Annotated in this window: 11 protein-coding genes; 8 read left to right on the forward strand and 3 right to left on the reverse strand. The window is 71.8% G+C overall.

Annotated elements, in window-relative coordinates; all coding sequences use genetic code 11:
* Positions 1–72 precede the first annotated feature (72 nt).
* The 3 genes from LZP97_RS18400 to LZP97_RS18410 are packed head-to-tail and all read left to right on the forward strand — an operon-like array spanning position 73 to position 5,380.
* The gene (locus tag LZP97_RS18400) at positions 73–1,419 is read left to right on the forward strand and encodes an MFS transporter (protein ID WP_010596889.1); all 1,347 of its coding nucleotides are present in this window, start codon (positions 73–75) and stop codon (positions 1,417–1,419) included.
* A gap of 11 nt (positions 1,420–1,430) precedes the next feature.
* Complete coding sequence (locus LZP97_RS18405) at positions 1,431–4,115, forward strand: helix-turn-helix transcriptional regulator (protein WP_040271020.1); 2,685 nt, start codon at positions 1,431–1,433, stop codon at positions 4,113–4,115.
* An 8-nt stretch (positions 4,116–4,123) separates the two neighbouring features.
* Complete coding sequence (locus LZP97_RS18410) at positions 4,124–5,380, forward strand: benzoate/H(+) symporter BenE family transporter (RefSeq protein WP_040271022.1); 1,257 nt, start codon at positions 4,124–4,126, stop codon at positions 5,378–5,380.
* A gap of 33 nt (positions 5,381–5,413) precedes the next feature.
* Here LZP97_RS18410 and LZP97_RS18415 read toward each other — a convergent pair whose 3' ends face one another.
* Positions 5,414–5,584 carry a hypothetical protein gene (locus tag LZP97_RS18415; RefSeq protein WP_017679775.1) on the reverse strand — a complete coding sequence of 57 codons (171 nt, stop codon included), beginning with the start codon at positions 5,582–5,584 and terminating at the stop codon, positions 5,414–5,416.
* A 196-nt stretch (positions 5,585–5,780) separates the two neighbouring features.
* Here LZP97_RS18415 and LZP97_RS18420 point away from each other — a divergent pair, with 196 nt between their 5' ends.
* The 4 genes from LZP97_RS18420 to LZP97_RS18435 all read left to right on the forward strand — a co-directional run bounded on the left by LZP97_RS18420 (position 5,781) and on the right by LZP97_RS18435 (position 9,690).
* Positions 5,781–6,788 (forward strand): NAD(P)H-dependent glycerol-3-phosphate dehydrogenase, encoded by a 1,008-nt coding sequence (locus LZP97_RS18420; protein WP_010596885.1) that lies wholly within the window; start codon positions 5,781–5,783, stop codon positions 6,786–6,788.
* Positions 6,789–6,878: 90 nt separating this feature from the next.
* Positions 6,879–8,306, forward strand: coding sequence for a flavin-containing monooxygenase (locus LZP97_RS18425; protein ID WP_010596884.1), 1,428 nt, complete (start codon positions 6,879–6,881; stop codon positions 8,304–8,306).
* Positions 8,307–8,343: 37 nt separating this feature from the next.
* Positions 8,344–9,024, forward strand: a complete 681-nt coding sequence (locus tag LZP97_RS18430; RefSeq protein WP_010596883.1) for a nitroreductase — start codon at positions 8,344–8,346, stop codon at positions 9,022–9,024.
* Positions 9,025–9,105: 81 nt separating this feature from the next.
* On the forward strand, positions 9,106–9,690 hold the full coding sequence (locus tag LZP97_RS18435; RefSeq protein WP_017679776.1) for a sigma-70 family RNA polymerase sigma factor: 585 nt from the start codon (positions 9,106–9,108) through the stop codon (positions 9,688–9,690).
* On the opposite strand, the gene LZP97_RS18440 is transcribed toward LZP97_RS18435, so the two are convergent.
* Positions 9,644–10,831 (reverse strand): AAA family ATPase, encoded by a 1,188-nt coding sequence (locus LZP97_RS18440; RefSeq protein ID WP_010596881.1) that lies wholly within the window; start codon positions 10,829–10,831, stop codon positions 9,644–9,646. The two genes, LZP97_RS18435 and LZP97_RS18440, sit on opposite strands and share 47 nt — an antisense overlap.
* Before the next feature lie 119 nt (positions 10,832–10,950).
* Between LZP97_RS18440 and aztD the strand changes: the two genes are divergently transcribed.
* Entirely contained in the window at positions 10,951–12,189 is a 1,239-nt protein-coding gene (aztD, locus tag LZP97_RS18445) for a zinc metallochaperone AztD (protein ID WP_040271025.1), read from the forward strand.
* 69 nt (positions 12,190–12,258) lie between these two features.
* Here the strand turns inward: aztD and LZP97_RS18450 are convergent, their stop codons facing one another.
* Complete coding sequence (locus LZP97_RS18450; protein WP_040271053.1) at positions 12,259–13,335, reverse strand: AAA family ATPase; 1,077 nt, start codon at positions 13,333–13,335, stop codon at positions 12,259–12,261.
* Between the last annotated feature and the right edge of the window lie 7 nt (positions 13,336–13,342).

Consider the following 13,342-nt stretch of genomic DNA (forward strand, 5'->3'; position numbering starts at 1 on the left):
GGGATCCCCTGCTGGTGAGGCCCTCTTTCTGCCCCGTTTTCCTTGTGACCGCACTCACAGACCGGAGCCGACATGGCCGACAACACAACCGCCTGGGCGAGTCCCCGGCACCGCAACAGCGTCATCTGGGTCGTCGCCCTCGCCACGCTGGCGATCATCTTCGACGGCTACGACCTCGTCGTCTACGGGACGATCCTGCCCACACTGATGGCCGACCCCACCCAGATCGGCGCGATCTCCGCGCAGCAGGGCGGCGCGCTCGGTTCGTACGCCCTCATCGGCGTCATGGTCGGCGCCCTGCTCAGCGGCGCGTTCGGCGACCGGATCGGGCGGCGGAAGATGATGCTGATCAACATCGTCTGGTTCTCCGTCGGCATGGGCGCCACCGCGATGGCCACCAGCATCACCTCCTTCGGCATCCTGCGCTTCTTCACCGGCATCGGCGTCGGCGGTCTCGTCGCCACCGCGGGCGCCGTGGTGGCCGAGTTCGCCCCGCCCGGAAAGCGGAACCTGTTCAACGCGATCGTCTACAGCGGCGTCCCCGCCGGTGGCGTCCTCGCCTCCCTGCTCGCCATCGTGCTGCGCGACGCCATCGGCTGGCGGGGCCTGTTCTGGATCGGTGCACTGCCCCTGGTGATCCTGCTGCCCCTGGCCCTGGTCAAGCTGCCCGAATCCCCGATGTGGCTGCAGGCGCGCGGACGCACGGACGAGGCCGCCGCGGTCTGCGACAAGTTCGGCCTCCCGCGGCCCACGGCCGCTCCGGCCCCGGCCGAGAAGGTCGGCTTCGCCGCCCTGGCCACCCGCCGCTACGCGTGGGGCACCACCCTGCTCGGACTGATGAGCTTCGCCGGGCTGCTGCTGACCTACGGGCTGAACACGTGGCTGCCGAAGATCATGGCCGACGCCGGCTACGACGCGAAGGGTTCGCTCGCATTCCTGCTGGTCCTCAACGGCGGCGCGATCATCGGTGGCCTCCTGGCCTCCCGGATCGCCGACGGCCGCGGCCCCCAGCCGGTCATCGCCACCACGTTCGGTCTCGCCGGACTGGCACTGATCCTGCTCACCTTCGGGTTCCCGCTGCCGGTCCTGCTGACCGCGGTGGCGATCGCCGGGGTCGGCACGATCGGCACCCAGGTGCTCATCTACGGGTTCGTCTCCAACTACTACGAGACGGCCGCGCGCGGTGCCGGCGTCGCCTGGTGCGCCGGATTCGGCCGGCTCGGCGGCATCTTCGGTCCCATCATCGGCGGCCTGCTCATCGGCGCCGGGCTGAGCAACGACGTGAGCTTCTACATCTTCGCCGGCATCGCCGTGGCCGGCGCCCTGGTGACGGTGTTCGTCCCCGTCCGGCAGGGTGCGCAGTACGTTGCCAGAACCCCGGAGGCCGCGGCGGCGAGCCCCACTACCGTGGAAGTGTGACTCAACCCACCATGTTGGTCGGACGTACCCGGGAGCTCTCCGAGCTCGACCGTCACCTCGGCGAGGCGCGAGCCGGTTCACCCGTGCTCGCCCTCGTCGAGGGTCCGCCGGGTATCGGCAAGTCCGCTCTGGTGCAACGATTCACCGAGCTGCTCGACGACTGGCAGGTGCGCACGTCCGCGGGTGTCCCGTGGGAGGCGCGGCGCGCGTGGAGCACCGTCGAGCAACTGCTGCAGGCCCCCGCCACCGGACGTGATCCGGTGGAGGTGGCGCACGAGTTGTTGTCCCTGGTGGACGATCCCACCGTCCTCGTCGTCGACGACGCCCACTGGTCCGATTCCGAGTCCCTGCAAGCCCTGTCGTCGGCCGTCCGCCGGGCGCACGGCAGGCAGTTGCTCGTCCTGCTGGTGATCGTGGACCCGCTGCCGGACACGATCCCGGACAGCACCCGGCAGGTGCTCGACCATCACCGTGCCGTCTCCGTGCACGTGGGACCGCTCGGGCCGCAGGACATCGCCCAGCTCGCCCTCACCCGCATCGGGGTGGACCTGTCGCCGTGGACCGCGCGGCGGCTGTTCGAGCACACCCACGGCACCCCCCGTCCGGTTCTGCAGTTGCTCGACGAGATCCCCCGCGACCAGTGGCAGCACTGGCAGGCCCGGTTCCCGGCCCCGCAGGAACGAGCGGGTGCCGTGCGCCGCACGCTGGACCGCTGCCCCGCCGAGACCCGGGCCCTCGTGGAGGCGGCGGCCGTCCTCGGCCCGGAATGCACCCTGACCCAGGCGGCGGCACTGGCCGGGCTGGCGGACCCGACCGCGGCGCTCGACGCCGCACACACCGCCGGAGTGCTGCGCCGGCGCGAACAGCGCGGCACGGTCACCCTCGTCTTCCCGGATCCGATGACCCGCGCCGCCGTCGCCGACGACATCGGCCCCGCCCGCTGGCGCGACCTCAACGCCCGCGCCGCCGAACTGGTCGACGACGAGGGGGCCGCGCTCACCCACCTGGTGTCCGCCACCGCCACCGCCGACGCGGACCTGGCAGACCGCCTCGACCGGTACGGCCGGCGCCGCGCCGCCGTCGGCGCCTGGTCGGATGCCGCCGAGGCGCTGATCGTCGCGAGCGGCATCAGCCCCGACCGCGACCAGCGCGCGCAGCGGCTGATCCGCGGTGTCGACGCGCTCACCGGCGCGGCGGACCTGCCCCAGGCGCTGACGTTCGTTCCGGCCGTCGAGACCGCGCCCGACGGTTCCATGCGCGACGTGGTGCTCGGCTATCTCGCCATTCAGCGTGGGCGGCAGGACGAGGCCGCCCAACTCCTCGGCCGCGCATGGCAACTGCTCCCGGACCCGGCCCGGGACCCGGACCTGGGGGCGATGATCTGCCAGCGCATGGTGCTGCACTCGCTGGCCCGGCTCGACGGGGCAGGCCTCGTCGAATGGGCCGACCGTGCGTCGTCCCTCGTCGCCGCGGACACGCCCGCCGCCGTCGAGTCGGCCGCGATCCGGGGGCTCGGCCTGGCCATGACCGGCCACGTCGACGAGGCCCGCGCCTCGTACGCCGCGCTGCCGGAGAGCGTGCGGCTGGGCGCCCAGGGCCAGCGCATCCGCATGGCGGAGGGCTGGCTGGCGCTCGCGCTCGACGAGCCGGAGCGGGCCCGAGCGGAACTGGAGAGTGCGGAACCGACGGTCTTCCGCGGGGGATCGATCCGGATCTCGCTGTGGGCGCAGGCGTGGCTGGCCCGCACCGAGTTCGCGCTCGGCGCCTGGGACGACGCCGTCCGCACGGTCGACCGCGCCGCCGCACAGCTCGACACCGCGGGCCTGGATCTGCTTCGGCCACTGGTGCATTGGACGGGTGCCCAGGTGCATGCCCTGCGGGGCGACTGGACTCTGGCCCGCGAGCACCTGCGACGTGGCCGCGCGGGCGCCACCGACTACGCCGTCATGGTAGTCCCGGCCTGCCTCGCGGCCGCCCAGTGCGCCGAGGTCGCCGCCGACTACGACGGCGTCCTGCGGCACCTCGCGCCGCTCACCGCGCATCGACGACAGGCGTTGGTGGAGCCGGGTTTCTGGCCGTGGCCGGACCTGTATGCGAATGCCCTCGTGATGACCGGACGCGTCGACGAGGCCGACGAATTCCTCCGTCCGTTCGAGGACCTGGCCGGCTCGCGGGGGCACCTGTCCGCCCGGGCGCGGCTCGGATACGTGCGCGGACGGATCCACGGGGCGCGCGGGGACATCGACGCCGCACGCGAGACCTTCGAAGCGGCGCTCGAGAACCTGGCGACGTTGTCGTTGCCGTACGACCGGGCACGGGTGAACTTCGCGTACGGCCAGACGCTGCGGCGGGCCGGGCGGCGACGGGAGGCGGACGCGGTGATGCGCACCGCCCGGGAACTGTATGCGACGCTCGGCGCGACGTCGTACGTGCAGCGCTGCGACCGCGAGCTCAAGGCCGGTGGGTTGAAGGCGAGCGGCGACGGTACGCGCCGGTCGCACATGGATCTGGCGGCGTTGACGCCGCAGGAGAAGGCGGTCGCCGCGCTGGTGGCCGCGGGCAACACCAACAAAGACGTGGCGGGTGAGCTGTTCCTGTCGGTGAAGACGGTGCAGTACCACCTGACCCGGGTCTACGCGAAGCTCGGCATCCGTTCGCGCAGCGAGCTCGCCGCCCGGTTCCGTGAGGAGGAGTGAGGAAGCGAATGACAGCAGTCGACGAGAAGACCACTGCCCCCGGCGATACCGATCTGCTCGAGCGGCCTGCCCGGCCCCTCACCCGGCCGCGCCGGGTGCTGCGGGATCTCGGCGTCGAGTACGCGGCGAACGGCGTGATCGGCCTGGTGTTCTCGTCGACGGGCCCGGTCGCGGTCGTCCTCGCGGCGGGAGCGGCCGGTGGGCTCGGCGCGGCCGAACTCGCGTCGTGGATCTTCGGGATCTTCGTTCTCAACGGGGTGCTGACGATCGCAATGAGCGTCGCCTACCGGCAGCCTCTCGGCTTCGCCTGGACGATTCCGGGCACGATCCTCGTCGGCGGATCGCTGGGGCACCTGTCCTGGCCGGAGGTGATCGGCGCGTTCCTGGTCACCGGCCTGCTGGTGCTGGTGCTGGGGGCGTCCGGACTGGTGCGACGGGTGATGGAGGCGCTGCCGATGCCGATCGTCATGGCGATGGTGGCGGGCGTCTTCCTGAAGTTCGGCGTGGACCTGGTGGCCGCGCTCGGCGCGGACGTCGCGATCGCGGCGCCCATGGTGCTGACGTTCCTGGCGTTGAGCGCGTTCGGGCGGATCGGCCGGTGGTTGCCACCGATCCTGGGGGCGCTGATCGCCGGGGCGGTGGCGGTGTCCGCGTCGGGGCGCTTCTCGCCCGCCCCGGGCGGATCGGGCATCTTCGCGTCGCCAGTCTTCACCGCACCGGTGTTCACCTGGACGGCGTTGCTGGAGTTGGTGATTCCCCTGGCGATCACCGTGCTGGTGGTGCAGAACGGGCAGGGCATCGCCGTGCTCACGGCGGCCGGGCACCGGCCTCCGATCAACGTCACCACGATCGCGTGCGGGGTGTGGTCGCTGGGCGCGGCCTGCGTGGGTGCGGTGTCGACGTGCCTGACCGGCCCGACGAACGCGCTGCTCACCGCGTCCGGGGAGCGGAGCCGCCAGTACACGGCGGCCGTGTGCTTCGGGCTGTACTCGATCGTGTTCGGGTTGTTCGCGCCGCTGTTCGTGCGGTGGATGACGGCCGCGCCGGCAGCGTTCGTCGCGACCCTCGGGGGTCTGGCGATGCTGCGGGCGTTGCAGGGCGCGTTCGTGACGGCGTTCGCCTCGAAGTACACGATGGGGGCGCTGGTGGCGTTCGTCGTCACGGCCGCGAACGTGACGTTCTGGAACATCGGTGCGGCGTTCTGGGGGCTGGTGGCCGGGGTGCTCGTGTCGCGGCTGCTCGAGCGGGACGACTGGACCCGGTGACACCGGCGGGTGCGCGAACGCACCCGCCGGCCCTCAGCGACCGAACAGCGAGGAGAGGAAGCCGGACTTCGCCTCGGGAGCGGAGTCCTGGTCGCAGGTGCACCGCTCGGTGACCGCTACGGACTTCATCACGCTGTCGACGTGCTGGCCGCAGCCGCCCCAGCCGGTCTTTCCGCACTTGGAGCAGGTGACGGGGTAACACATGGGCGTCCTCCTCGGGGGATGATCGGAATCTGCCGTCAATATACCCCCTGGGGTATGAATCATGCCAGTGTGCGCATGCGCACATGCGGGACGACGGCGACAGAGGACGGGCAAACCGCGAAAATCCGGCGCCGGGACGGGCGAACTGACACCCTGAGGCCGTACCGTCCCTCCGCGCAGACAGGATCCACAACCCATGGCACGTCCGGTTCGCGTCGTCGTCCTCGGTTCCGGTTCGTGGGGTACCACCGTCGCAGGACTGTCGGCTCGCAACACCCCGACCCTGCTCTGGTCCCGCAACCCGGACACCGCCCGGGAGATCGACGAGGAGCACCGCAACACCCGGTACCTCGGCGAGCGAACCCTGCCGGCCAACCTTCGCGCCACCTCGGACCTCCTCGAGGCCGCGCACGAGGCCGACGTGCTGGTGGTCGGGGTGCCGTCCCACGCCGTCCGCACCACCCTCGCCGAGATCTCGAACGAGGTGCGGGCCTGGGTGCCGATCCTCTCGCTGGCGAAGGGACTCGAACCGGGCACCCGCCTGCGACCGACCGAGGTGATCGGCGAATGCCTGCCCGGTCACCCGGTGGGACTGCTGGCCGGGCCGAACATCGCCGGAGAGGTTGCCGACGGGATGGCGGCGGCCGCCGTGGTGGCCACCGCGGACGAACGCGTCGCGGCGGCCCTGCAACCGCTGTTCGCCTCGAAGGTCTTCCGCGTGTACCGCAACACCGACGTCCTCGGCTGCGAACTGGGCGGGGTCCTCAAGAACATCGTCGCGATCGCGGCAGGCATGGCCGAGGGGCTGCGGGTCGGCGACAACACCCGGGCGATGGTGCTCACCCGGGGGCTCGCCGAGATGACCCGGCTCGGCGAGGTGATGGGAGCCAACCCGCGGACGTTCGCAGGCCTGACCGGGATGGGCGACCTGATCGCGACGTGCACGAGCCCCGCGTCGCGCAACCGCCGGATCGGCGAGGCCCTCGCGAGCGGACTCACCCTCGACGAGGCGGTGGCCCGGCTGGGCCAGGTCGCGGAGGGCGTGAAGACCGCCCCGACGGTGATGGAACTCGCGCGCGAGTACGACGTGGAGATGCCCATCGCCGCCGAGGTCGAGGCCGTCGTGGCCGGCCGCCGCTCCCCCGCCGACGCGTACCGGGGACTGCGCCGCGTCACCCCGGGCAACGAGGAGGACGTGGTCTGATCGGGAAATATCCGGCACTCTCGGACACGAGCAAGAAGGCGAAATACTTCCCGATTTGCCTGGTGAACCCGCAACTTGCACACTGTTCAAGTGATCGAAGCCGAAGCACTCGTGGTCGGAGCCGGCTTCGCCGGGCTCGGTGCCGCCGCACACCTGCGGCAACGCGGACGCGACGTCCTCGTCCTCGAACGCGACGGCGCCCTCGGCGGGACTTGGCGCGACAACACCTACCCGGGGTGCGAGTGCGACATCCATCCCGCCCTGTACTCGTACTCGTCCGCACCCCAGGCCGCCTGGGCCCGCGGCCGCGCGACCCAGCCCGAGATCCTCGCGCACCTGCACGCGTTCGCCGCAGAGAACGGACTCGCCGACCGGATCGTGTACCGCACGGCCGCCGTCGGATGCCGGTGGGACGAGACGACGGGCCGCTGGCACGTGCGCACCGACCGCGGCCCGGACTACGCGGCCCGATTCCTCGTCCTGGCCACCGGCGCCCTGAACGTCCCGCAGGTCCCCCGCCTCGACGGCTCCTTCGGCGGCCCCGCCTTCCACACCGCCCGGTGGGACCACGACGCCCACCTCCCCGGGCGGCGCGTGGGCGTGATCGGGACCGGCGCGAGCGCCGCCCAGGTGATTCCGCATCTCGCGGACGTCGCCGACCACCTCACCCTGTTCCAGCGCACGCCCGCCTGGGTGCTGCCGCGCCGCGAACAGCGCCTGCCGCTGCCGCACCGGGCGCGCCGGACGGTCGAGTACTGGCGCGGCGAAGCGCTCGTCCCCGCGCTCACCGGGTCCGGCCGTCGGCTCACCCGCCTCGAGTCCCGGGCGCTGCGGCACCTGCACCGGCAGGTGCCCGACCCGGACCTGCGTCGCGTCCTGACCCCGCGGCACCGGATCGGCTGCAAGCGAATCCTGTTCTCCGACAGCTACTATCCCGCACTCGCCCGGGACTCCAGCACGGTGGTCACCAGCCCGATCGCGGAACTGCGCCCGCACGGCGTGCGCACCGCCGACGGCCGGGACCACGCGGTCGACGTCCTGGTGTACGCGACCGGATTCCGGGTCTCCGCCGCCCTCGCGGGCCTGCCGGTGGTCGGTCGCGACGGCCGCACCCTGCTCGAGCGGTGGGGCCGCGACGGCGCGTCGGCGCACCTGGGCACGACCGTGGCCGGGTTCCCCAACGCGTTCCTGCTCGGCGGTCCCAACACCGGGATCGGCCACACCTCGCTGCTGTTCATGATCGAGAGCCAGCTCCGCTACGTCGCCGCCGCGATGGACGCCGCCGACCGGGAGGGCGCCGCTCTCGAGGTGCGGGCCGCCGCGCAGCGGGAGTTCGCCGACGAGATGCGCCGACGCTCGTCGGGCACCGTGTGGACCAGCGGGTGCCGGAGCTGGTACCTGGACCGCGGCGAGGTCAACCGGTCGCTGTGGCCGGCCTCGTCCTGGGGATACCGGCTCCGGACCCGGCGGTTCGACCGGGAGAACTACCTCACCGCCGGTCCCGCACGACGGGCCTGAACGAGCGCTATACAGGTGCCTGTGCGACCCTGGTCACATGACGATCGACCACGGCGCCTCGCTCTCGGCACTGCTCGACACCCGCTATTCCTGCCGGGCGTTCCTGTCCAAACCGGTACCCCGCGAGGACATCGAGACGATGCTGCGCATGGCGCAGCGCACCCCGTCCTGGTGCAACTCCCAGCCGTGGGAGGTCGTCCTGGTCGGCGGGGACGCCGTCGAGCGGCTACGGAGCGCGGTGTACGAGCAGGCGGCCTCCGGTCGGCTCGACCCGGACATCCCCGGCCCCGCCGAGTACCGCGGGGTGTACGCCGAGCGTCGCCGCGGCGCCGGTTACGCCCTCTACAACAGCCTCGGCATCGCCCGCGACGACTACGCCCGCCGCACCGAGCAGATGCTCGAGAACTACCGCTTCTTCGGAGCCCCGCACGTCGCGATCGTCACGACCGACAAGGCCCTCGGCACCTACGGCGCGGTCGACTGCGGTGGGTACGTCGCCACCCTGCTCCTCGCCGCGCAGGCCCTCGGCATCGCCGCCGTCCCGCAGGCCGCCGTCGCGATGACCGCCGGCGCCGTCCGCCGCGAACTCGGCATTTCCACCGAGCGCGACATCGTGTGCGCGATCTCCTTCGGATACGCCGACGAGAGCCACCCCGCCAACACCTGCCGCACCGACCGGGCGAGCCTGGACGACACCGTGCGGTGGGTGGAGGAGTAACCACCCCAGGGGTCCTGGCCCGGGGCGCCCGGGCGACGGATGGTGGAACTCCCCACCTTCCACCGCCCGAGAGGACACCCCGTGCACCGCATCGAAACCGAGGAACTGCTCCGCCGATGGGTACCGCGCGCCGTCGCCGGTGAACCGCACGCCGTCGGCGTGGTGGTGAGTTCCGTTCGCCCCCATGTGCTGAACTTCTGCGCCGCACGCATGGACGAGGGGACCCGCGCGCACACCCCCGCCGAGGACGTCGCCCAGGAGGTGTGCCTCGCCCTGACCCGGGCGCTCCCGCGCTACCAGGATCGCGGTGCGTCGCTGCTGCGCTTCGCCTTCGGCATCGCCACGCACAAGGTCGCGGACGTCCGGCGCAAGGCCGCGCGCACCGTGACACCGCTGCACGACGTCGCCGGCCCCGGACCGGAGGAGGGCGTCCTCGACGAGGAACTGCGGTCCGCGGTCCGCCGGCAACTCGCACTGCTGCCGGAGCAGCAGCGCCGCGTGGTGCAGCTGCGGATCCTGCAGGGCTACAGCGCCGAACGCACCGCCGCGCTGCTCGGCACGTCGGTCGGCGCGGTCCGCATCGCCCAGCACCGGGCCCTGCAGCGAATCCGACTGCAGCTCAGTCGTGCTGAGCGCGCAGATACCGTCCGAAGTGCGGCACGGTGAATCCGATGAAGCCCCGCTCGGCGGAATAGATGAGCCCCTTCTTGATGAGTCCGTCGCGCGCGGGCGACAGCGACGCCGGCTTGCGACCGAGTTCGGCTGCGATCTTGGACGTCGCGACGGGACCGTCGTCGCCGGAGAGGTCGGCCATCGCGCGCATGTACTCGCGCTCGGCGGGCGTGGCGCGTTCGTACCGGGAGCCGAAGAACCCGACGGCCAGTTCCTCTTCGGCGGCGGGCGCGCCGACCCGCACGTCGTCGGCAGTGATGGGGGTCGTCGCCGCGACGTCCCACGTCGCCTTGCCGTAGGCCTGGACGAAGTAGGGGTATCCGTCGGCGGTCTCGTAGAGCGCGTCGAGCGCTTCGGCCGTGAAGGTCACGCCCTCGCGCTCGGCCGGCGCGAGGAGCGCGACGTCGGCGGAGCCGCGGTCGAGCCGGTCGATCCGGTGGTAGCTGAACAGCCGCTCCGAGTAGCTCTTCGACGCGGACAGCACCGCCGGGAGGTGGGGCAGGCCGGCGCCGACCACGATGAGGGGCGCGGCGTCCTGGCTCAGTTCGTGACACGCCCCGCAGATCGCGGAGATGTCCCCCGCGCCGAGGTCCTGCATCTCGTCGACGAACAGCGCGATGCCCACCCCCACGTCGCGGGCGAGCCCGGAGGCGTCGATCAGCAGCTCGACGAGATCGATCTCGAGGTCCCCGGTGTCGGCGCGCCCCTTGACGGCGGGGGCGTCGATGCCGGGCTGCCACCGTTCGCGCATGCCCTTGTCCGCGGTCGCCCGCAACGCGAACGACTTCAGCACGCCGAGGAAGTACTCGACCGATTCGGGGTGCGGGTGGGCCGGAGCGATCTCACGCACGGCCATGTGCAGCGCCGACGACAGCGGCCTGCGCAGGTCCTGATCGGGCCGGGCCTCGATCTTGCCGGTGCCCCAGCTCCGCGAGATCGCCGCGGAGCGAAGCTGATTGAGCAGGACCGTCTTGCCGACGCCGCGCAGCCCGGTGAGCACGACGCTGCGTTCGGGTCGGCCGCGGGCGATCCGTTCGAGCACCACGTCGAAGGCGTCGAGCTGCTTCGCCCGGCCGGCGAGCTCGGGCGGACGCTGCCCCGCGCCGGGAGCGTACGGGTTGCGGACCGGGTCCATCGGTCGATGGTAACGGCGTCGCGTACGGACGCCTCCCTCCTGCCGCCGCGTGTCGCGGATGCAGGCATTCGCATAATAGACTTTGACATTCGTTTGCAATAAGGCGTAGATGTTCCGGCATGACGTCCTCCCGAAGCCTCGCGCTCACCGCAGGGCTGGCCACCGTGCTCCTGGCCGGCTGCGCCACCGCGCTCCTGGCCGGCTGCGCCACCTCCACCGCCGACGACACCGCCGCGCCCGCCACCACCTCGGCCGCGCCCGCCGAAGTCGCCGCCGCCGAGCCCCGGCTCGCCCTCACCTACGACGGGGGCGTCCTCGTCCTCGACGCGAACGACCTCGACGTCGTCGCCGATCTGCCGCTCGACGGATTCAACCGACTCAATCCCGCCGGCGACGGCCGGCACGTGTTCGTCTCCACCGCCGGCGGCTTCCGCGTCCTCGACACCGGCAGCTGGTCCGAACCCCACGGCGACCACGCGCACCACTACGCGGGCACTCCGGCACTCACCGACGTCGAGTTCGCCGCCACCAAGCCCGGGCACGTCGTCCGGCACGCGGGCCGGACCGTGCTCTTCGACGACGGCACCGGCCGCATCGACATCCTCGACCCCGCGGGGCTCGCCGACGGCAAGCCCCGGACCGACACGTACACCACTCCGGAAGCGCACCACGGCGTGGCGGTCGCGCTGGCCGACGGCAGCCTGATCGTCACCCTCGGCGACAGCGAGTCCCGCACCGGCATCGCCGTGCTCGACGCCGAACGCCGGGAGGTCACCCGCAACGAGCAGTGCCCCGGCGTGCACGGCGAGGCCGTCGCCGCCGACGAGACCGTCGTGCTGGGCTGCGAGGACGGCCTGCTCGTCTACCGTGACGGCACGATCACCAAGGTCACCTCGCCGGACCCGTACGGTCGGATCGGCAACCAGGCCGGATCCGAGGAATCCCCCGTCGTTCTCGGCGACTACAAGAGCGATCCGGACGCAGAACTCGAACGACCCCAGCGTATTTCGCTCACCGATACCCGCACCGGCGAGCTGCGGCTCGTCGACCTCGGCACCAGCTACACGTTCCGCTCGCTCGGGCGCGGCCCCCACGGTGAGGCACTCGTCCTGGGCACCGACGGCGCGCTGCACGTGATCGACCAGAACAGCGGCGCGGTGGTCCGGCGCATCGACGTCCTCGCCCCGTGGACCGAACCCGACGAGTGGCAGTCGCCGCGCCCGGCCCTGTACGTGCAGGGCCACACCGCCTACGTCACGGACCCGGCGAGCAACGCGCTGCACGCGGTCGATCTCGACTCCGCCCAGGTGCGGACCGCGTCCCTGCCGCAGACCCCCGACGAGATCACCGGCACCTAGCCTCGCGGCTCTGGCCGAATGTCACACCGGTTCGATGACATCGAACCGGTGTGACATTCGGTCCGGGAATCAGGAGGGTTCAGGGTGACCGGGCGCGGCTCGGCGGGTCACCCGGATCCCGCCGTCGCCGGCGGTGACCGACAAGGTCAGTCGGGCGGAACCGTGCGGCCGATGCTCGAGCACCGCCGCTGCTATCGGTTCGGTCACCAGGTTTCGGATGGTGCGCCGAAGTCCTCGTGCTCCGTAGACCGGGTCGAATCCACGGGCGCAGACGAGGGCGACGACGTCGGATCCGATGTCGACCGCGATCGCTCGGCGGGCGAGCCGGCGTGTGACGATCTCGATCTCCCGGCGCGTCAGTTCCTCAGCCGTCCGGTCGTCGAACTCGTTCAGCACCACCGTGTCGTCGAGGCGGTTGAAGAACTCGGGATCGAAGAACCGTTCCACCGCGTTCCGAACGACGACGCGGCTGCGCTCCGACCGTGGCCCCCATCCGGCGCGGCGAGCCAACCGCGCCCACGGGGCGCGTCGTCTTCGTGCCACCTCGCGGGATCCGAGGTTCGACGTGAGGAACACGTAGCTGTTGCGGAACGAGATCGTCTGCTGGCCGTTGGCGAGCCGCAGTTCCCCGTGGTCGAGGATCTGCAGGAGCGCCCTCAGAACGGTGGTATCCGCCTTCTCCACCTCGTCGAAGAGCACGATTCCCGGGGTGTACGGGTCGCCTTCGATCCTGCTCCTGTCGAACAGCGTGAACGACTCCTTGCTGCCTGCGTACCCGGGTGGCGCTCCGGAGAAGGAGGCGGCGTAGTGCTCTTGGGCGAGCGTGTTCATGTCGATCCGGCACATGTCGTCGGGTCCGGACCGCAGCTCCGCCGCGACTCGACGGACGAGTTCGGTCTTGCCGACGCCGGTGGGTCCGACGAGGAGGATGTTGGCGAGGGGACGTGTCGGGTCGTGCGCGCCGACCCGTGCCAGCGACACGGCGCGGACGACCGCGTCGATCGCGGGCCGTTGCCCGACGATGCAGGCGTTGAGCCGGTGCGACAGCATCGTCGGATCCCCCTCGTCCGCTGGGGCGTCGGCCGGTTCCGCGACCTTCACCCGGGTGCGATTCTGGTCGTGGAACATGTCGGTGAGATAGGGCATCTGGGCT

The sequence above is a fragment of the Rhodococcus sp. DMF-1 genome, assembly GCF_021441945.1.
Classification (GTDB): domain Bacteria; phylum Actinomycetota; class Actinomycetes; order Mycobacteriales; family Mycobacteriaceae; genus Rhodococcus; species Rhodococcus ruber.